The sequence below is a fragment of the Jannaschia sp. 2305UL9-9 genome (genome assembly GCF_041403465.1).
In the GTDB taxonomy this organism is placed as follows: Bacteria; Pseudomonadota; Alphaproteobacteria; order Rhodobacterales; family Rhodobacteraceae; genus Jannaschia.
Window position 1 is genome coordinate 714,800 of the sequence record NZ_JBGEHM010000001.1, and the last position, 19,656, is coordinate 734,455.

The following is a 19,656-nucleotide window of genomic DNA, read 5'->3' on the forward strand; positions in this document are numbered from 1 at the left end:
CAATGGTCCTGACATGTCGCGAATCCGTCTCTTCGAATCCCGTGACCTGTCCGAGGCGGAACGTCTTGCCGGGCTGCGACTGGAACCGATAACGCCGCTGTCGCGAACGGGCCGCTGGCGCCGGGAGACGCCCCACGCAGAACACCTGCCCGTCCTGATCTGGATCGCGCGCGGTCAGGGTCGGGTGATGATCGACGCGCAGACCCGCGGATTTGGACCGACATCCTGCATCGTCATCCCTGCGAACACGGCCTTTTCGATCGAACCGACGCCGATGACCGAGGGGACGCTTGTCTGCCTGCCCGACCTCTTCGAGGCCCCCCTGCCCGCGACCCCGCGCCGTTTGCGGATGGCCGACATCAGCGCACAAAGCGAATTGTCCGGCCTGCTGGACCGGTTGGGACAGGCAGGCGACCTGACCGATGCGGCAAATGGGCGCGCGGCCCTCGCACGGGTCATCCTCATTTCGGCATTGATAGAGAGACAGGCGCGCAACGCGCCGCCAGAGACGCCGAGCGGCCCCGCGAAACTGGCCCGCCGCTTCGCCCGCGAGGTGGAGGCGCGTCTTGGAAACGGCGACAATCTCGCCGTCATCGGCGACGCGCTGGATGTCACACCGACCCACCTGACGCGGACCCTGCGGGCGACCTGCAATATGACGGCGGCGCAATACATGACCGCCCGACACATCCATGCCGCCAGCCTCAGGCTTGCCGATACCGACCACAGCGCGGCGAACATCGCACAGTCGCTGGGGTTCGGATCCGCGGCCTATTTCACCCGCGCCTTTGGCAAGGCGACCGGAAAAACCCCAACCCAGTTTCGGCAATCCGAAGGCCGCATGAGGACAAACTAACTGCTTTCCCCTGCGTCATCGATGAACTACCACGCGGGATGTGCGAAAAGCGACATCGTCGTTCGAGGCGTGTCGCTTTCCGGCATCGCGGATCATCGCGACGCGTTGACCATTGCTCCGGAAGGGGCACTATGACCTCGGCAGGCCGCTGATCCGGCCAGACCATCAAACGCGCGCTGGACAACCGGCGGCACAAATAACCAGGGAGACGACCAAACATGACACATCATGACAAAGGCTTGACCAAGGGCATTCACCCCGGCGCCTTGATGTATGCAGACGAACACAAGGCCGGTCAGATGGACCGCCGCGAATTCCTGACCCGTGCGACCGCGCTCGGCGTGACGGTTCCGGCGGCCTACGCTCTGATCGGTGCGACCCCGGCCAAGGCCGACGGACACGCCGCACAGGGCGGCACGCTGCGCATGCAGATGGAAGTGCGCGCCCTGAAGGACCCGCGCACCTTCGACTGGACGCAGATGTCCTATGTCGCGGCCGGGTGGCTTGAAAGCCTCGTGGAATACAACTCCGACGGGTCTTTCCGCGGCATGCTGCTGGAAAGCTGGGACGTCAACGACGACGCCACCGTCTATACCCTGAACGTGCGTCCGGGTGTCACCTGGAACAACGGCGACGCCTTCACCGCCGAGCATGTCGCCTACAACTTCCGCCGCTGGGCCGAGGCCGACGCCGAAGGCAACTCGATGGCCGCGCGCGTCACCTCGATCGTCGATCCGGAAACGAACATGGCCGCCGAAGGCGCCATCGAGGTCATCGACGACCTGACCGTGCGCCTGACGCTGAATGCACCCGACATCACGCTGATCCCGGGCATTGCCGATTATCCGGCCCACGTTCTGCACCCCGATCAGGATCCGACCGACCTGCTGGGCAATCAGCTGGGCACCGGCCCCTACCTGAACGAAAGCCACGAAGTCGGTGTGAAATCCGTCCTCGTACGCAACGAAGACCACGACTGGTGGGGCTACGACGCAGGTTGGGGCGCGTTCCTCGACCGTATCGAGTACATCGATTACGGCACGGACCCCTCTGCATGGCTTGCCGCCGCCGAGTCGGAGGAAGTCGACGCCCTGTATGAAAACGTTGGCGAATATGTCGATATCTTCGACGGCATCGGCTGGACCAAGTCCGAAGTCGTGACCGGATCGACCATCGTCATCCGTCCGAACCAGGACGCCGAGGTCAATGGCCAGAAGCCCTACGCCGACAAGCGCGTGCGTCAGGCCCTTGCAATGGCATGCGACAACGCCGTCCTGCTGGAGCTTGGTTATGCTGGTCAGGGATCGACGGCCGAAAACTGCCACGTCGGCCCGGTCCACCCCGAGTACAACGACACGGTCAACCGCATCCCCTACGACCCGGCAGCGGCCAAGGCCCTGATGGAAGAAGCGGGCTTCGGCGATTTCGAGCATGAGCTGATCTCGATCGACGACGACTGGCGCCGCAATACCTGTGACGCCGTCGCCGCACAGCTCCGTGATGCGGGCATCCCCGTCAAGCGGACCATCCTGCCCGGTTCGACCTTCTGGAACGACTGGACGAAGTACCCGTTCTCGTCGACCAACTGGAACCACCGTCCGCTTGGCACGCAGGTTCTTGGCCTTGCCTACAAGTCCGGCGTGGCCTGGAATGAGTTCGCGTTCAGCAACGAAGAGTTCGATGCGCTGCTGGCCGAAGCGAACTCCATCGCGGACGCCGATGCGCGTCGCGAAGTGATGGGCAAGATCCAGGAAATCGTCATCGACGAAGGCGTCACGATCCAGCCCTACTGGCGCTCGCTCTTCCGTCACACCGGCGACGGCTGGGTCGGTCTGGACATGCACATCGCCTACCTGCCGCAGCTCTACAAGTGGGCCAAGGCCGCCTGATCGGCTGATGCATCCGGGCCGCGCGACATCGTTCGCGCGGCCCCTCTTCGACGTCCGCAAAAGATCGGGCGCGATACGATAAACCAGGGGGCACTCAATCATGGCCATGTTCATCCTGCGTCGCATAGGCGTGATGATCCTGACGGCACTCTGTCTGACGTTCATCGTCTTCTTTCTGACCAACCTGTCTCCGAACCTGGAGAAGCTGGCAAAGAACCAGGCGAACGCACGGATGACCGACGAACAGGTCGTGTCGTGGTTGGACAACCGCGGCTACAGCGATCCCGTCCTCGTCAAGTACGGCCGATGGCTGGGTGTATTGCCGCATTACACACGCGAAGAAGGCGGCGAAGTCGTCTACTCGCGCTGTGCGAACCCCGGCACATCGCTTGAGGAAGCCGGATCGTTCTGTGGCGTCCTGCAGGGGTCATGGGGCTGGTCGACCGTGTTTCAGGACGACGTGCTGAGCATTCTTGCCGTGCGCGGCAACGCGACGGCGTGGCTGATGCTGTTCGTGATGCTGGTCATGGTGCCCGGCGCGCTGTTGCTGGGTGTGCTTGCGGGCATGCGCGAAGGGTCCAAGCTCGACCGTTCGCTGTCCACCGTGTCGATCGCGACGACGGCCACACCCGAATACGTCTCGGGCGTCATTTTCATCGCGGTCTTTGCCTCTTCCGCCGTTGGATTGCGATGGTTCAAGGGCACCGCGACCTCGGCCATTGACGACATCACTTTTGCGAACTTCACCCTGCCGGTGCTGACGATCGCACTGTATGGCATGGGCTACATCGCGCGGATGACGCGCGCCTCCATGACCGAGGTGATGACCGCCCAATACATCCGCACCGCCCGACTGAAGGGCGTGGCGTTCAACCAGATCGTCCTGCGCCATGCTTTGCGCAACGCCCTGATCGCGCCATTCACCGTCATCATGTTGCAGTTTCCGTGGCTTCTGAACGGCGTCGTGATCGTCGAGACCCTGTTCAACTACAAGGGCTTCGGCTGGACGCTGGTGCAGGCGGCGGGCAACAACGACATCGATCTGCTGCTTGGTGTCTCCATCATTTCCGTCGTGGTCGTTCTCGTCACGCAGCTGCTGTCTGATATCGGCTACGTCTTCCTGAACCCGCGCATTCGCATCGCCTGAGGAGTATACGAACATGGAACCCCTCACCTGGACCGGCACCATGGGCAACACGCTCGATCCCATTCTCGGGATCGCGGCGACCGCGCTGATCGTGACCTCGATCCTCGCGATCGTGGTCAGCTTCTTCACCACGTCCGAACGCGTCGTCGTCAACGCCGACGGAACCATCGCGGCGCAACCGGGCCTTGGCGGCCTGCTGACGAAGGCCCAGACCTACGCGTTGTGGGCGGTGCTTGCGACCATCGTCGCCTATATCGTCACCGGTATCGTCGTCGGCTGGCAGGGCGGCGGCATCATCGGGGGAATGGTGCGGGCCTTCACGCCGGTCTGGATATCGCTGGTCGTCCTCTTCGTCGTCAGCTTCGCGTTCAAGCGCAAGCTCGGCCTCTATGGCAAGCTCTTCGACTCGACCATCGGGATGATCGGTTTCGGCCTTGTCATGTTCTGGGTGTTCACCGCCATCTGGTCGGGGGTCTTCGACCTGATCTCGACCCATGATCCGCTGTCCCAGGTGTCGGGAATGAAGAACAAGGTGCCCGGAACGCCCTATACCGGGGACGAAGGCGAATATCCTTTCTACCTGCTGGGCGGCGACAACCTTGCGCGTGACGTCTTCAGCCGCATGGTCCTCGGCTCGACCATCGTGATGCAGATCGCCCCGCTGGCCACCGTCTTCGCCTTCATGGTCGGCATCACGCTGGGCCTGCCCGCCGGGTACTATGGTGGCCGTCTCGACACGATCCTGTCGTTCCTTGCGAACCTGATCCTCGCCTTTCCTGTCATCCTGCTGTTCTACCTGCTGGTCACGCCGGAAATCGTGGCGACCGGCCTGCCGAACTACATGGCGCTTGCGCTGTTCATGTTCCCGCTGGTGTTCGCTGGCGTGCTGATCAACTCCCGCTACCGGACGCAGCCGCCTACGCGGAACCTGTATCTGGGGATCGCGATGGCGATCGGGGGGCTTCTCTACATGTCGCTGATCATGGATCAATCCTCGCAGATAGCGTTCTTCCGCCTGTGGCCCGGTTTCCTCGATCTGTTCGACATTCCCGGTCAGGTCCTGATCGTCTTCGTGTCCGTGGTCTTCGTGAATTCGCCAACGGTGTATCGCATCGTTCGCGGCCTCACCCTCGATATCAAGACGCGCGATTATGTTGCTGCGGGTCAGACGCGGGGTGAGACGCCGTGGTACATCATGCTCTGGGAAATCCTGCCGAATGCGCGGGGCCCCCTGATCGTCGATTTCTGTCTGCGCATCGGATACACGACCATCCTGCTGGGCACCCTTGGCTTCTTCGGCCTCGGCCTTCCGCCCGAAAGCCCCGACTGGGGATCGACCATCAACGAAGGACGCAAACTGCTGTCGGTGTATCCGCACCCGGCTATTGCACCCGCGCTGGCGCTGCTGTCCCTCGTGCTTGGCCTGAACCTGCTGGCGGACGGTTTGCGCGAAGAAAGCCTTCGCGACTGATCCGCGCCGAACCCTGATGAACATACCTTGGGGGACCGGGGGGATACCCCCGGTCCTGCTTAACAGACAAGGACCGGACCCATGAACAAGACGCCTGACTATGACGGCCCGATCCTCGAGATCGACAAGCTCTCGATCTCGTTCTTCACCCGTTTGCGGGAAATCCCGGCCGTAATGGATTTTTCCGTGAACGTGGCCCCCGGCGAAGCCGTCGGACTTGTCGGCGAATCCGGCTGCGGCAAGTCGACCGTCGCGCTTGGCGTGATGCAGGACCTTGGAAAGAACGGGGCCGTCGTCGGCGGCACGATCAAGTTCAAGGGCCGCGACCTGAGCCAGATGTCGCAGGAAGAATTGCGCGATATTCGCGGCAACGAGATCGCAATGATCTATCAGGAGCCGATGGCCTCCCTCAATCCGGCGATGAAGATCGGTCGCCAGTTGATGGAAGTGCCGATGCTGCACGACGACGCATCCGAAAAGGATGCCTACGACATGGCGCTGCAGGTCGTCACGGACGTCAAGCTGCCCGACCCGGCCCGGATCCTCGACAGCTATCCGCACCAGCTTTCGGGCGGACAGCAGCAGCGGATCGTGATCGCCATGGCGCTGATGTCGAAGCCTGCGCTTCTCATCCTCGATGAGCCGACGACCGCACTCGACGTGACGGTCGAGGCGGGTATCGTCAATCTGGTCAAGGACCTTGGCAAGAAATACGGCACCTCGATGCTGTTCATCTCGCACAATCTGGGTCTTGTTCTCGAAACCTGTGACCGGATCTGCGTGATGTATTCCGGCGAGGCGGTCGAACGTGGATCGATCTCGGACGTGTTCGACAAGATGCGCCATCCCTACACGCAGGCCCTGTTCCGCTCGATCCCCCTGCCCGGCGCGGACAAGAACTCCCGCCCCTTGGTGGCGATCCCCGGCAACTTCCCCCTGCCGCATGAACGGCCGCCGGGCTGCAATTTCGGCCCGCGCTGCGATTATTTCGAGGCCGGACGTTGCGATCAGGGTCACATCTTCATGCGCGACGTGGACGGTGCTGGAACGCATGAATCCCGGTGTCTGCGGTTCGAGGAAATCGACTGGAACGCCCCCCTTGCCGCCGTGATCGAACAGGGCAGCCGGGAAATCGGCGCACCTGTCCTCAAGGTCGAGAACCTGAAGAAATACTACGAAGTCGCGGCCAACGCCCTGTTCGGTGGCGGTGGCAACAAGGTCGTCAAGGCCAACGAGACCCTGTCGTTCGAGGCGCGGGAATCCGAAACGCTTGCCATCGTGGGTGAATCCGGTTGCGGCAAGTCCACGCTTGCCAAGGTGCTGATGGGGTTGGAGACAGCGACCGACGGCACGATCACGATGGACAATCAGGAAATCCAGGGCACGCCAATCGAAGGCCGCAGCACCAAGCAGGTCGCGGATATCCAGATGGTGTTCCAGAACCCCTTCGACACGCTAAACCCGTCGATGACGGTCGGACGACAGATCGTGCGCGCATTGGAAATCTTCGACTACGGTGACAGCGACAAGGACCGGTGGGAGCGGATGCTGCACCTGCTCGACCTCGTGAAGCTGCCGCGCGCCTTCGCGGACAGGATGCCGCGACAATTGTCGGGCGGTCAGAAGCAGCGCGTCGGTATCGCGCGTGCCTTCGCCGGTGACGCCCGCATCGTCGTGGCGGATGAACCCGTGTCCGCGCTGGACGTGTCGGTGCAGGCGGCGGTGACCGACCTATTGATGGAAATCCAGCGCGAGCAGAAAACAACCCTTCTGTTCATCTCGCACGATCTTTCGATTGTCCGGTATCTCAGCGACCGGGTCATGGTCATGTACCTTGGCCACGTCGTCGAACTGGGTACGACGGATCAGGTGTTCGCCCCGCCGTATCATCCATATACGGAGGCCCTGCTGTCCGCTGTTCCGATTGCCGACACCAAGGTCACCAAGAAGCATATCGTGCTGGAAGGCGATATTCCGTCGGCGATGAACCCGCCGCCCGGTTGCCCTTTCCAGACCCGTTGCCGGTGGAAGGACAAGGTGCCCGGCAACCTGTGCGAACAGGAGGTTCCGCCAATGCGCAGCCTTGCCGGGGGCCATCAGGTCAAATGCCACCTGTCCGACGCGGACCTGTCGGCGATGGAGCCTGTCATCGAGGTGACCGCCGCCGAATAGCCGCGCTTTGCCATGGGCCCGCAATGGGTTCATGGCGCCGGCCCAATTGCATTCGGATCGTTTGACGAAAATGACGACGGGGGCCAGAAGGCGGCCCCCGTCACATAAACGGTGGCGGCCTATTCCGCCGGTGTGACACCCGCCCGCAAGGCGGCCTGCAACTCGCTCCGCCAGCGATCGGCACGGCGCGCGACGATCGGCGACCGGACTTCCTGAGGGGTGGCAAGACCCGACGGGAAGGGCATCGACGACAGACGCGATAGCGGGACCGACAGGATAAGGCTGGCCATCACGGGCAACAGCCAGAGCGAGATGTATCCCGTCACCATTCCGACCAGCAAAAGCGCACCGAGGCCCGTTTCGACGGCATGGAACCGTGCAAGCACGCGCCAGCCATACTGCCCGCCGGACCGCGTTTGCGGGGTCCAGTCCACGTGCCGCCCGGTCAGCGCGCCCAGCACCGCAAGCGTCTGTTGCACCATCATGATCGGCGCATAGGCGATGGACAAAGCGATCTCGGTCAGCAGGGATCCCGCAAACTGCCAACCGCCGCCCAGTCGCGCAAGCGGGGTGCCTGATCCGATCAGGGCCGCCGCGCCGATCAGTTTCGGCGCCAGCAGCAGGCCGTAAAGCACCACCATCAGCCAGACATGGTTGATCGGCGACATTTCCGGCCAATTCGGCAGCGTCGGATTCTCGGGCGAGAAGTAGTTGATGACGGAACGATCCTCGGACACGCCGATGGCCGCCCAGAGGGTCAGGAGGAGGAACCACAGCGGCGACAACAGATAGCCCACGGCACCGTGAAACAGGTGAAAACGGGACAGGGCGTGGAACCCGCGTGTTCCAAGCAGGCCCAGATGTTGCAGGTTCCCCCGACACCATCGACGGTCCCGCAGGACATGATCGATCAGCGATGGCGGTGTCTCTTCATAGCTGCCACGGACACGCGGCAGGAAACGCACCGACCAGCCCGCCCTGCGCAGAAGACCGGCCTCCACGAAATCGTGGCTCAGGATCAGGTTCTGCTTGCCGCCCAGCCCGCGCATGTGCGGCAGACCGGCGGAGGAGGCAAAGGCCGCCGTGCGGATGATCGCATTGTGTCCCCAGTAATTCCCCTCGCGCCCGGTCCATCGGGCCAACCCCTCGGCCAGCGCCACCCCATAGATCGCGTTGGCGAATTGCTGACTGCGGGCGAACAGGGTGCGTGCGCCGATCAGTTGAGGAAAGGATTGGATGAGGCCGGCAGAAGGATCGCGCGACAAGGCATCCGACAAGGCGCCGATCGCGCTGGCCGACATGAGGCTGTCCGCGTCGAGAACCAGCATCGCATCGTGTCCACCGCCCCAGGTCGTGACCCACTGGGCAAGGTTGCCGACCTTGCGGTCGGTATTTTCGGTCCGGCGCCGATACCAGATCGGCACGCCCGGCAGGCGATCCCGAATGGCGGCGTAGGCGGCCTCTTCCTGGCGTGCGCGGTCGGGGCCGCGCGTGTCCGACAGGATGTAAAGGGTATAGCGGTGACAACCGGATCGCTTTGTCAGTGCTTCCATCATGGCGGCCGCGTTGCCGAAGACCTGCCAGGGATCCTCCTCGTAGATGGGCATCAGCAGGGCAACGTCCAGCGGCGCGACCTCTCCGTCGTCGGAGGAGGTCGGCCGGGTCAACGACAAGCCACCGCCCAGAACGGTCACGAAGGTCAGGGCGATCCAGAAGAAACCGACGCCGATCAACATGGTCAGCAAGGCTTCGGCCCAGGTCGTGCCGTCGGTCGCGAACCACGTCAGAAAGGCCCACAACAACGCCGCGGTAGCCAGCGCGGCGGGGGCGAACACGGCACCGCGCCAATATGCGGCGGCAGCGTCCCGCACGCCGTGCGGGGCGGCCATATCGCGAAAGCCCCGACGCAGATCCTGTTTGGGATGCGCCAAGGGGGACGCCGGTGGCATCGTTGCAGAAGGATCCGTCGTTCTTACACAGCCGTCCATCTATATACCCACACCTCCGAGACGGTCGTTCCGTCCTTGAGCAGTTGCACCCGCATCTCCGCCGCGCGGCGGTCGCCGGGATCAAAGGTGAACGCAACTCGGGCCCCTCCGGTTTCAGGGTTACGTTGAAGTACCCCCTCGGAAACGTCGGCGGTGCCCGACGAGACATGAACCGTCAGTTCCGACAGATCGCCGTCGAGGGCCGGGTGGGCGGCGAAATCGATGGCGGCCAGCCAGCGATCCCGGTCGAAGTTCCGGCCCATATGGGTGTTGTGGACGCGCGCGACATCGCGCCGGTGCGGGGCCGCATCCCCCCAGAACAGACGATAGCTGAACTGTGCCTCGGACCCTGCGGCCAAGGGCGTGCGCGGACGCCAATAGGCCACGATGTTGTCGTAGATTTCCTTGTCGGACGGAATCTCGACAAGGCGCACGACGCCCTGCCCCCAGTCCTCGCCCGGTTCGACCCAAAGGGACGGACGCTCGTGATAATGCGCCTCCAGATCCGCAAAGTCGGACAGCTTGTCCGCACGCTGCATCAGGCCGAACCCGCGGGGCGTGTCGTCGACGAAACTGCTGACCTGCAACTCCACCGGGTTGGCAAGCGGCCGCCAGAGCATCTCGCCCCTGCCGTTCCAGATCAGCAGGCCATCGCTGTCGTGGATTGCAGGCCGGAAATCATCGAACCGCGGCCGGTTGGTTTCATCGTAGAGGAACATCGATGTCAGCGGTGCAATGCCGACATGGTCCAGATCGACCCTTGGAAAGATCGTCGCCGTCACGTCCATCGTGCAGGCCGCGCCGGGACGAATGACAAACCGATAGGCCCCGGTAACGGAGGGGCTGTCCAGCAGGGCATGAAGGACGATCGCCTCATCGCCCATGACCGGTTCCTCGACCCACATCCGGGTGAAATCGGGAAACTCCTCACCCTCGGCATCGCCTGTTCTCAGCGCGAGGCCACGGGCCGACAGGCCATAGTTCTGGGCCGCACCGATCGCCCGGAAATAACTCGCGCCCTGAAAGACCGCGAATTCCCGATAGTTCGCTTCATCGGGGTATTTGTGGCGCAGGCGCAGGCCCGAATATCCCATCGTCTCGTCGACAGGCAGGTCCGGCGCGTCATCCGTCTTGTCGAACAGGGCATAGTCGAAGGCCAACCGATGCGCCTCGTCCCCCTGAACGACGTCCACCTCGACCGCGCGCGGGAAATAAAGACCGGGGTGGAACAGGTCCATCCGGAAGGGCAGATCGGACCCCTCCCAGATTGCCTTGGAGGTGTTGAACCAGATCTTGCGATACTGGTCATACGTCAGATCGCGCCATGCCTCGGGAACCGAGGGGCGAAGCTCGAACGGGGTGGCCGACAACGCGCGGGCCATTTCGACGACGGTTTCGGGACCGAACGGTTCGGACGAAAGGAAACGTGGCATGTCAGCCGCCGCAGGCAGGGCCGCCATTGCAACGGATGCCATCAGAAACGCACGACGGTTCATTTGCGCGCCCTCCATGGTTGAGATTTGAACCAGCCCGCCCCGTAGGCACAGGCCACCAAAAGGCCGAAGCCCGTCAAGTTGATCAGGGCCCATGTCCCGGCCGTGCGTCCGATGACATCCAGAAGGAAGCCGTTGACCCGCGAAAGGACCATGGAAAATACAAACACGGCAAGGCTTTGCTGACCGACCTTCATCACGATCGTCACGAACTCATCCCAGATGCGCGCGGCCCATCCCGAACCATTCGCAACCAGACGGTGCCCATGCTCGCCCGCCGCGGCCCAGAACAGGTAGGCCAGCGCGAGGAAGTGGACATAGTGCAGGATCGCGTGATCGGACTTGTCGAACCAGGCCTTGTTGTCCTGCCGCCAGTCGAAGACCGGGTTGCAGCTGCCGAAGCCGGTCTCGGCGCAACCCGTGGCGGCAATATACATCCCCTTGACCAGATCCGTCTGGAACAGGCGGAACCCGACCGACGACAGGAAGAACGAGACGATCACCACGGCCAACGCAAGGCCCAGCAGCCACGGACGAACCGGCGGCGCGGGAATCCAGCCGCGCATGAAGGCAAACCCCGTGAAGAACAGAAGTTGCCAGCCGAAGGGGTTGAAGAACCAGGCACGGTCGGACCAGGGCTCGGCCGGGAAGGCGAGGTGGAACTGTTCGAGGCCAAGCGTCGTCATCAGCGCGGTCTGCGCCATCAGCCAGACCAGAACCACGACCACGGCCAGCGCCAGCACGGACACCCGCGCCAGCACCACGTAGACGGGCATGAACAACAGCACGACCATATACATGGGCAGGATGTCGAAATAGTTCGGCACATAGGTCAGCGTCATCAGGCCGACCAGCTGGGGGGCGGGTTCGGCGAAGAACTTCCACAGGTTCAGCGTGCCGATATAGACCTTGTCCGGCGTCCAGCCCGAGGCATCGATCGCGGCAAGCATGGCGGCCAGCGCGACGAACATGCCGATATGCGCCCAGTAGATCTGCCAGATGCGAAACGCGATGCGTGCGGTGCCCATCGCCCATGACCGGTCGAACGACCGACCGAATGCGATCGCGGACGCCATTCCCGAGCAGAATACGAAGATTTCCGTCGCATCAGAAAACCCGAACCGGGCGGGTATCCACAGCGTCCATGCGTTCCCCGGCGTATGAGCCAGAAGAATGATGAACATTGCAATGCCGCGGAAAAAGTCGAGTCGTGGATCGCGCGCTGAGGAGACCGGGGCGGTCACAGGGGCAGTCGGGGCGCGGCTGTAAGCCGCCGAAGGAGAGGTAGTCGTCATCGCATCAGCCTGTTGAACATGTGCAGCCTTACGCGCCTGCCGAATCCGGGCAAGCGATAGTTGCTGCGTGTGCGATAAGCTGCTGCCGCGCCGCAGCATAGCCATCTTCGTATCCGCCGCGTGCAATTGTTCGGCTGGCAAGAATCTGTTCCGCCTCTCTCAGCCGACCGGCCCGAATGCCTGCATCGATCGTCATCCGTTCGAAAACGTCGCGTTGCGCGTGGCTGCCGCCGGCCCCCTGCATCGCGGGGCGTGCGGCAACGAGGTGGGTGAACGCCGCGGAATATTCCCCTTCGCCGAAATGTTCGAGACCCCGCGCCGCCGCGAGGCCGGGCACGGCCATGCGGGCGTCGACCTCATCCCCCGCGCGTTCGGCATCCCGCGACAGCCGTGCCAGCATCCGTGCGATCGCGGCGTCGCGTCCATCGCCGGTCAGCGCCAGAAGGTAGTGCAGATCAGCGAAAATCAGGCATCCGTCCTCGGTTCGATGCTCCGCCAGATCGGCCAGTTCTTCCCACCGGTGACCGATATCCACGCCTTCCAGTTGCAACCGTGACAACAGCGAGGTCGCATTCGAGATGTCGCGATAATCGTCGGTCTTTTCCGACCTGATTTCAGCATCATAAAGGGCTAGCGCCTCGTCCAGACGCCCAAGATCCAGCAGCATCAGCGCCTTGTGCCACCAGACGTGGAACCGAAAGTTGTTGCACTGCTGCCAGGCTGCTTCGCGACCGGTCAGCCATTCAAGGCCACCGGGGGCATCGCCGGTCATGTCGTGAACATGCGCCACCGCATGCAGACCCCAGGCATCGTTCGGCGTCGCGGCCAGCGCGGCCCGCCCCGCGCGGGCGGCGGCGGCGTAGTCGCCCGTTTCCTCCAACGCGAAAGCATGGCACCCCAGCAGGAACCCGCGCCCCGCATGATCCTGCGAATGGGCCGGCAGGGACCGTTCGACCGACGCACGCATGCCGGGCGCGTCGCCGATGACGAACCGCAGGGCATGGCTGAGCTTCATCAGAAGGGTATCCGATGGCGTTTGGGACAGAACGCCTTCCAACGCAACGATTGCACGAGAGGGGCTGCGCGCGAGCATCGCCTGCAATGCGGTCACGAGCGCCTGTTCACGGGTATTGCCCCGCGGCAGCCTCAGCGCCTTCGCACAGGCGCTTGTCGCCTCTGCAAGGGTTTCGCGCCGCCCGAGCAGTGCATAGAACAAGCCCTTGACCGCATGGCCCGCGGCATATTCGGGCGCCGCCTCGAGAAGTTTTCCCAAGTGGACCGGCGTGGCCGCGCCATGGGCAAGAAACGCGAGACACATCGCATTCCATTCCGCCACGGCATGCGCGTCGGACAGGGTGACCGGCTGGTCGAAAACATCATGGCGGGTCATGGCGGATCCTCGGCGGGCTGGCAGTGTTGCTTCAGCCTTAGCCGTGGGATCGCCGTCCGCCTATACGCCGAAGGTCCATATGACGGACACGTTATCCCCCGTCAGGGACAGGTGATCATGTTGCCGCTCATCCGGCCCGGAAACAGGCAAGGCCCCGCTCGTCACTCCTCTGAGAAAGGATCGGATGCCTCCAGGCGGGCGTTGTCCGCGCCGAACCTCGGGGGGGGACGTCGATAGGTCACGGGCGTCTGCGACAGATGCAGGGGATTGCCGATCAGGGGCAGTGTCAGGCCATCTGACGTCATGTCCAGCGCAAGCCCACGCGCCTGCGCCTGATCAGAGGCGAAAACCTGTGGCAACGTCTGGACCGGTCCGACGGGCACGCGCGCGCCTTCCAGCATCGCGATCATGTCGTCCGTGGATTTCCGGCGCACCGCCGGAACCAGATGATCGGCCAGCGCATCCCGGTTGACGATGCGCGCCGGGTTGGTCGCGAACAGCGGATCATCTGCCAGATGGTCCAAGCCGAACAAGGCGACGAACCTGCGGAACTGGCTGTCGTTTCCGACCGCGATGATGACATGGCCGTCAGACGTCTCGTAGACGCCATAGGGCACGATATTCGGATGGCCGTTCCCGCGCCGCAGGGGCGCCTCGCCGGTCAGGCGCGTATTAACGCCTTCGTTGATCGTCCACGCGATCTGCGCATCGACGAGGGCGACATCGATATGCTGCCCCTGCCCCGTCGCCTCCGCATGGCGCAGGGCAGCAAGGATGCCAACGGTCGCATACATCCCGCACATCACGTCCGCGATACCGACCCCGACCTTCATCGGTTCCCCGTCCGGTTCGCCCGTGATCGACATGATACCGCCATAGCCCTGCGCCATCAGGTCGTAGCCCGGCTTTTCGCGGTTCGGTCCCGTCTGTCCATAGCCGGAGATCGAACAATAGACGAGGCGCGGGTGTTCCGTTGCAAGACTGGCCTGATCCAGCCCGTATTTGGCAAGGCCACCGGGTTTGAAGTTCTCGATGAAGATATCGGCCATCCCCGCGAGACGGCGTATCTCGGCCTGTCCCTCGGGCGTTGCGATATCGATTGCCACGGACAGCTTGTTGCGGTTTGCGCACATGAAATATGCCGACAAATCCGTATCTTCCGACCCGTCCTTAACGTAGGGCGGCCCCCATTGGCGGGTATCGTCGCCACCCGTTCCGGGGTTCTCGACCTTCAGGACCGTGGCACCCAGATCACCCAGAAGCTGCGTGCAGGTCGGGCCGGCAAGAATTCGGCTGAGGTCGAGAATGCGCACCCCGGTGAGGGGGCCTTTCGGCATGGCGTCAGATGCGTCCATCATAGGCTTTCCTGTCGATCTCGGCGGCGATGACGGTGAAGGTATCGGCCGCCAACGCCTCTGTCATTGCGGACCGCAGCGCCGCGCGGTCGCCGACCGTCCGGCCATGTCCGCCAAAGGCGCGCGCGATGGCGGCATAGTCGAAATGGCCGAAATCGACGCCTGCATTGCTCATCTGTCGCTGTCTCTGCTTCAACTCGATCAGGGCCAGCGACCGGTCGACGAACACGACGAAAACCACCGGCAGGCCGAACGCAGCGGCAGAGGCCAGCTCACCCGCGACCATCAGGAAACCGGCGTCCCCCATGAAGGCGATGACCGGACGATCAGGTGCCGCACGTTTCGCGCCGATCGCCAACGGCAGGGCGCAGCCCATCGTACAGAGCCCAGACGACTGCAACAACTGCCGTGGCCCGTCACAGGACCACATCTGCGACAGCAGGATCCGGTGGGCCCCGCTGTCCGCCGTCGCGATTGTGCCCCTTGGCGCGACCTCCCGACTGACGGCCACGACCGCATCGGGGCCCCAATCGTCGGCTTCGAACGCCGCCCGCAGGTTGGCACGCGCATCCGCGACGGACCAGACCGGACGCGGCGACACGTCGGCCATCGCATCCAGCACCTGCCCCACCGGGGCGACCACCTCAAGGCCGGCGCGATGCATGCCGTGCGTATTCGGCGCATGGCTGATGTCGAGGACATGCTGTTCCGCCGGATCCCAGACGTTGCGCCACCCCGTGCGCATCTCGATCGGGTCATAGCCTGCAAGGATGATCAGGTCGGCCTGACGAAAAAGCGGCAGCAGATGCCGGTCGGCCAATGGCGACAGGCCGGCCCCACCCAAGGCGAGCGCGTGATCCTCGGGCAGGAGCCCCTTGGCCTTGTAGGTCGTGACCAGCGGCACCTGATGCGCCTCGCAGAAGGCGCGGATCGCATCGCCCGCATCGTCGCGAACCGCGTCGAGGCCAGCCAGCATGATCGGCCGCTCGGCGCGCGCCAGGCAGTCGCGCGCGGTCGCGAGCGCACCAGCCCCGATCGAGCCGGGTGCCGTATCGGGCAACATCACGAAATCATCCGCGACGGGGGCATCCGCGACAGAAATGGGCACATCGACATGCACCGGCCCCGCACGCCCGCCGGCACCGCCCGTCGCGATCCGCACCGCCTTGTCGGCCTGCACCGCCGCGGCCTTGGCCGTCAGGGTGAACGTCGCCTTCGTGATCGGCGCAAAGACGGCGCGGTGGTCCAGCACCTGGTGTGTATAGGTCTCGGCCTCATCGGCATCGACGCAACCTGTCAGCACGATCATCGGCACGCGGTCCTGATCCGCGTTGGCCACGACGTTGACCCCGTTCATAGCGCCGGGACCGACGGTCGCCACCAAGATGGCAGGGGCGCCGTCCACATGATGACCGCCTTCGGCCATGAAACCCGCCGCATTTTCGTGATGACACAGGACGAACTCGATCCCGGCATCCTGCAGGGCATCGACGAGGGTCAGAACTTCGCCCCCCGGCATTCCGAAGGCACGGCGACAGCCGGCGGCGTAAAGGCGACGGGCAAGGGCGTCGGCGGCGCGAATGGTGCTCATTCAGCCGCCATATCATTCCGGCGGGGCGGGTCAATCATGTCGCGCGTCTGGGGCAGTTTCCTCCCGAGAACGTGACCCGCGATCTGGGTGCGCAGAACCTGCGTCGTGCCGCCGCCAATGGTGAACATCCGCACGTCGCGGTACATCCGTTCCAGCGGCGTTTCCCCACCATAGCCGCGGGCGCCATGCATCTGGAGCGCACGGTCGACGACGCGGACTGCCGTTTCCGAGGCGAGGAGCTTGGCCCGCGCGGCCTTGGTCCGGTCCGGGAACGGATTGGCCGAAGCGGCGGCATCCTCGATCAACAGACGGGCGGCGGCCAATTCGGTGTCCATATCCGCCAGCATCCACTGCAACCCCTGAAAGTCCGCAAGCGGTCGGCCGAATTGCCTCCGCTCGCCCAGATAGTCCGCTGCAAGGCGCGCCGCCTCCGTCGCGACGCCGAGGGCAATCGTCGCCGCCCCGACGCGCTGTGTGTTGTAGGCGTCGATCAGGTCCGCGAAGGTCGCGTTCGGGAGGGCCATGTCATCCGGCACGAAGTGGTCCGTGAACCGCAATTCCGCCTCCGGCATTCCGCACAGGCCCATCGTCCGTTCCAACCGCGCAACGGTCAAACCCGGCCCCGGAAACGCGAGAAACCCGCGAATGCCGACCTCCGTCCGTGCGAACACGAGGTGCAGCCGCGATATCCCGCCCCCGGTGATCCAGTGTTTGACGCCGTTCAGGTGCCATCCGCCGCGCACCCGCGTGGCCCGTGTCACCATCGAGCGGGCATCCGATCCGGCGCCCGGTTCGGTGATGCAGATCGCAGGTTTGTCACCGGCAAGCACCAGCGCCGCGGCCCTTTGCTGTTGCGCGGGGGTGCCATAGGCCATCACCGCGCTCAGCGCGCCCATGTTCCCCTCGACAAGAATACGTCCCGTCAGTGTGCAGGCCCCGGAAACGGCCGCCACGATGGGAATGATCTGCCCAAGCGACAGACCGGGCCCGCCAAGATGCGGCGGGATCGACATGCCCATCAGCCCCGCCTCGGTCAGATCCGCTACGTTGTCATGGCAATACCGACGCTCTCGGTCCCATGTCGCGGCCCGGGCCCTGAGTTGCGGCAGCAGGGTCAGCGCCCGCGTCAGCTCATCCGTCATCCATCCCTCCGTCGTTGGACAGATGATCGGACACCGCTTACTACACGACAATCGAATTAATATGCATTTCAAGTTCAAGGTTTCCGAACATGCAGAACCGTGACCTGCGCACTTTGCGTGAAATCGCGCGCCTCGGGTCATTCCAAGGTGCCGCGGAGCGTCTGCACATGACGCTTTCTGCCGTCTCCATGCAGATGAAGGCACTTGAAGCCTCGCTGAACGCGTCGCTGTTCGACCGCAGTGTTCGTCCCCCGCGCCTGACCGCGCTTGGGCGGCGCGTGGCCGAGGCCGCGAAAGATGTCCTCGTGGCCGAGGATGCGCTGCGCGCTCTGACGGGACCGGATGTGCCGCTGACAGGACGATTCCGCCTTGGCATCGTCGCCAGTGCCGGGGCCCGCCTGCTGCCGTCGTTCCTTGCCAACGCGCCTGCATCGCTGCCCCATGCACGGTTCGATGTTCGCACCGGCCTGTCCGAGGCGTTGGAGACAGCGGTTGCCTCCGGCGCGCTCGACGCGGCGGTGGTAACGGCGACGGGGGTGCCCATGGGCGGCACGCGGCACGTTCGGATATCGCGCGATCGCCTGATGCTGGCCGTGCCAAAGGGCGCGGACGACAGGCCGCCATTCCTTCAGTTCGCGCCGGGCACCGGCATTGGTCGCCTCATCGCCGCAGAGTCGTCGCACCACGCAAGGCTGTCGGATGCCCCGAGGATCGTGCTGGACCATGTCGACACCATTCTGGCCTGTCTTGACGCGGGTCTTGGCGCGACCATCCTGCCCGAGGTGGATCTCGGGCGCGCACGAAAATCCTGCGACCTGATCCCGTTGCAGGTCTGGCGTGACCTCGTCCTCGTCACGCGCAGCGAATCTCCGCTGGATGCTGAGGCGGAAACCCTTGCGCGACTGCTGCTGGCCTAGTCCGTCGCGGCATCGGCCACCTTCGCGAAGGCGGCATCCAGCTCCTGCCCGATGTCGGCAAGTCCGGGGGCGTCGGCGACATAGGGGGCCAATATCACGGACGGCTGCTTGTAGCTGAGCGTTGCGGTGCCGTCCGCATTCTCGGTCACATAGGCCCGCATCGGCGCCTCGATCATCGCGGCCGTGGACAGACGCAGGACACGCACCGCATAGTCGTTGTTGTAGAGGCCAATGACCCGGTTTCCGGGGATCGTGATCCGCCGATTTGCGGCGGCCGCCGTCGGGCCCGCCATCGTGACGACCGCCAGCCCCCCGGCAGAGGCCCCTGCCCGCGTGTCGTCAACGAGGACGTCGAAGGGCTTGTCGGTCGCGATCACCACCCAGCCATCGCGCGGCGCCATATCCGCGACATCCTGTGCTACGGCCGGACCGGCAAGCATCAGGGCGGCAAGGCCAGCTTTGATCGACATATCCCGTTTCCCCCGTTGTGGACATCGTTGCGACAACGGTCGCCCACCGTCGGCAAACAGGCAACCGTCCGCAACTTCACATATCCGCCATCTAAGGCCTTGCGCGCCCGGTCATGCTTAGCTAAATCGCGCCCCACGGACAGGTGGCCGAGTGGTCGAAGGCGCACGCCTGGAAAGTGTGTAGGCGGGAGACCGTCTCCAGGGTTCGAATCCCTGTCTGTCCGCCACCCCTCTTCAGCACGTACGATGTGAACGATTTGTCAGGATTGTTTTCGGACGATTGTGCAGGTTGCGAAACATCGCGCACGGGGTTCCGCGGAAGTCGTCGACAGTTTCGGGTCGTCCAGCCGGATTCCATGGCAAGCAGGATCTCGCAGATTGGGGAACGGCAAGCTCCATCAACCTCCGTCCTAGCCGGGTGAACTGATCCCGAGCGGGAACGAGATCCCCAGCAACAGTGTCATGGCTTCGATCCGTCCT

14 protein-coding genes and 1 tRNA gene are annotated in these 19,656 nt (G+C 63.9%); 7 read left to right on the forward strand and 8 right to left on the reverse strand.

The window, feature by feature from the left end; all coding sequences use genetic code 11:
• Positions 1 to 13 precede the first annotated feature (13 nt).
• From V6N07_RS03490 to V6N07_RS03510, 5 genes are all read left to right on the forward strand, one after another.
• Positions 14 to 856, forward strand: coding sequence for an AraC family transcriptional regulator (locus V6N07_RS03490; RefSeq protein ID WP_371154074.1), 843 nt, complete (start codon positions 14 to 16; stop codon positions 854 to 856).
• Between the two features lie 218 nt (positions 857 to 1,074).
• Complete coding sequence (locus tag V6N07_RS03495) at positions 1,075 to 2,745, forward strand: ABC transporter substrate-binding protein (RefSeq protein WP_371154075.1); 1,671 nt, start codon at positions 1,075 to 1,077, stop codon at positions 2,743 to 2,745.
• Positions 2,746 to 2,845: 100 nt separating this feature from the next.
• Positions 2,846 to 3,892, forward strand: coding sequence for an ABC transporter permease (locus V6N07_RS03500; protein WP_371154077.1), 1,047 nt, complete (start codon positions 2,846 to 2,848; stop codon positions 3,890 to 3,892).
• Between the two features lie 13 nt (positions 3,893 to 3,905).
• Positions 3,906 to 5,363, forward strand: coding sequence for an ABC transporter permease (locus V6N07_RS03505; RefSeq protein ID WP_371154079.1), 1,458 nt, complete (start codon positions 3,906 to 3,908; stop codon positions 5,361 to 5,363).
• 81 nt (positions 5,364 to 5,444) lie between these two features.
• Complete coding sequence (locus V6N07_RS03510; protein WP_371154080.1) at positions 5,445 to 7,535, forward strand: dipeptide ABC transporter ATP-binding protein; 2,091 nt, start codon at positions 5,445 to 5,447, stop codon at positions 7,533 to 7,535.
• 119 nt (positions 7,536 to 7,654) lie between these two features.
• On the opposite strand, the gene mdoH is transcribed toward V6N07_RS03510, so the two are convergent.
• The 7 genes from mdoH to V6N07_RS03545 all read right to left on the reverse strand — a co-directional run bounded on the left by mdoH (position 7,655) and on the right by V6N07_RS03545 (position 17,789).
• Complete coding sequence (gene mdoH / locus V6N07_RS03515; protein WP_371154082.1) at positions 7,655 to 9,523, reverse strand: glucans biosynthesis glucosyltransferase MdoH; 1,869 nt, start codon at positions 9,521 to 9,523, stop codon at positions 7,655 to 7,657.
• Complete coding sequence (locus tag V6N07_RS03520) at positions 9,508 to 11,019, reverse strand: glucan biosynthesis protein (protein ID WP_371154084.1); 1,512 nt, start codon at positions 11,017 to 11,019, stop codon at positions 9,508 to 9,510. The genes mdoH and V6N07_RS03520 overlap by 16 nt, the downstream gene beginning before the upstream one ends.
• Entirely contained in the window at positions 11,016 to 12,311 is a 1,296-nt protein-coding gene (locus V6N07_RS03525; RefSeq protein ID WP_371154085.1) for an OpgC family protein, read from the reverse strand. Before V6N07_RS03525 ends, V6N07_RS03520 begins: the two co-directional genes overlap by 4 nt.
• 28 nt (positions 12,312 to 12,339) lie before the next feature.
• Positions 12,340 to 13,701 (reverse strand): tetratricopeptide repeat protein, encoded by a 1,362-nt coding sequence (locus V6N07_RS03530; RefSeq protein WP_371154086.1) that lies wholly within the window; start codon positions 13,699 to 13,701, stop codon positions 12,340 to 12,342.
• Positions 13,702 to 13,862: 161 nt separating this feature from the next.
• Positions 13,863 to 15,056, reverse strand: a complete 1,194-nt coding sequence (locus V6N07_RS03535; RefSeq protein WP_371154088.1) for a CaiB/BaiF CoA transferase family protein — start codon at positions 15,054 to 15,056, stop codon at positions 13,863 to 13,865.
• Positions 15,043 to 16,647, reverse strand: coding sequence for a thiamine pyrophosphate-binding protein (locus V6N07_RS03540; protein ID WP_371154090.1), 1,605 nt, complete (start codon positions 16,645 to 16,647; stop codon positions 15,043 to 15,045). The genes V6N07_RS03535 and V6N07_RS03540 overlap by 14 nt, the downstream gene beginning before the upstream one ends.
• The gene (locus tag V6N07_RS03545) at positions 16,644 to 17,789 is read right to left on the reverse strand and encodes an acyl-CoA dehydrogenase family protein (protein ID WP_371154092.1); all 1,146 of its coding nucleotides are present in this window, start codon (positions 17,787 to 17,789) and stop codon (positions 16,644 to 16,646) included. The genes V6N07_RS03540 and V6N07_RS03545 overlap by 4 nt, the downstream gene beginning before the upstream one ends.
• 89 nt (positions 17,790 to 17,878) lie before the next feature.
• Here V6N07_RS03545 and V6N07_RS03550 point away from each other — a divergent pair, with 89 nt between their 5' ends.
• Entirely contained in the window at positions 17,879 to 18,706 is an 828-nt protein-coding gene (locus V6N07_RS03550) for a LysR family transcriptional regulator (protein WP_371154093.1), read from the forward strand.
• On the opposite strand, the gene V6N07_RS03555 is transcribed toward V6N07_RS03550, so the two are convergent.
• Positions 18,703 to 19,176 (reverse strand): DUF302 domain-containing protein, encoded by a 474-nt coding sequence (locus tag V6N07_RS03555; protein WP_371154094.1) that lies wholly within the window; start codon positions 19,174 to 19,176, stop codon positions 18,703 to 18,705. The genes V6N07_RS03550 and V6N07_RS03555 overlap by 4 nt on opposite strands.
• Before the next feature lie 137 nt (positions 19,177 to 19,313).
• Between V6N07_RS03555 and V6N07_RS03560 the strand changes: the two genes are divergently transcribed.
• Positions 19,314 to 19,403 (forward strand) — tRNA-Ser (locus V6N07_RS03560).
• Positions 19,404 to 19,656 lie beyond the last annotated feature (253 nt).

What these genes read in the sequence shown, in the direction of transcription:
- V6N07_RS03490 (WP_371154074.1), top strand. Translation starts at nt 14, where the DNA reads ATGTCGCGAATCCGTCTCTTCGAATCCCGTGACCTGTCCGAGGCGGAA.
- V6N07_RS03505 (WP_371154079.1), top strand. Translation starts at nt 3,906, where the DNA reads ATGGAACCCCTCACCTGGACCGGCACCATGGGCAACACGCTCGATCCC.
- mdoH (WP_371154082.1), bottom strand. Translation starts at nt 9,523, where the DNA reads ATGGACGGCTGTGTAAGAACGACGGATCCTTCTGCAACGATGCCACCG.
- V6N07_RS03520 (WP_371154084.1), bottom strand. Translation starts at nt 11,019, where the DNA reads ATGAACCGTCGTGCGTTTCTGATGGCATCCGTTGCAATGGCGGCCCTG.
- V6N07_RS03535 (WP_371154088.1), bottom strand. Translation starts at nt 15,056, where the DNA reads ATGGACGCATCTGACGCCATGCCGAAAGGCCCCCTCACCGGGGTGCGC.
- V6N07_RS03530 (WP_371154086.1), bottom strand. Translation starts at nt 13,701, where the DNA reads ATGACCCGCCATGATGTTTTCGACCAGCCGGTCACCCTGTCCGACGCG.
- V6N07_RS03495 (WP_371154075.1), top strand. Translation starts at nt 1,075, where the DNA reads ATGACACATCATGACAAAGGCTTGACCAAGGGCATTCACCCCGGCGCC.
- V6N07_RS03540 (WP_371154090.1), bottom strand. Translation starts at nt 16,647, where the DNA reads ATGAGCACCATTCGCGCCGCCGACGCCCTTGCCCGTCGCCTTTACGCC.
- V6N07_RS03500 (WP_371154077.1), top strand. Translation starts at nt 2,846, where the DNA reads ATGGCCATGTTCATCCTGCGTCGCATAGGCGTGATGATCCTGACGGCA.
- V6N07_RS03550 (WP_371154093.1), top strand. Translation starts at nt 17,879, where the DNA reads ATGCAGAACCGTGACCTGCGCACTTTGCGTGAAATCGCGCGCCTCGGG.
- V6N07_RS03510 (WP_371154080.1), top strand. Translation starts at nt 5,445, where the DNA reads ATGAACAAGACGCCTGACTATGACGGCCCGATCCTCGAGATCGACAAG.
- V6N07_RS03545 (WP_371154092.1), bottom strand. Translation starts at nt 17,789, where the DNA reads ATGACGGATGAGCTGACGCGGGCGCTGACCCTGCTGCCGCAACTCAGG.
- V6N07_RS03555 (WP_371154094.1), bottom strand. Translation starts at nt 19,176, where the DNA reads ATGTCGATCAAAGCTGGCCTTGCCGCCCTGATGCTTGCCGGTCCGGCC.
- V6N07_RS03525 (WP_371154085.1), bottom strand. Translation starts at nt 12,311, where the DNA reads ATGACGACTACCTCTCCTTCGGCGGCTTACAGCCGCGCCCCGACTGCC.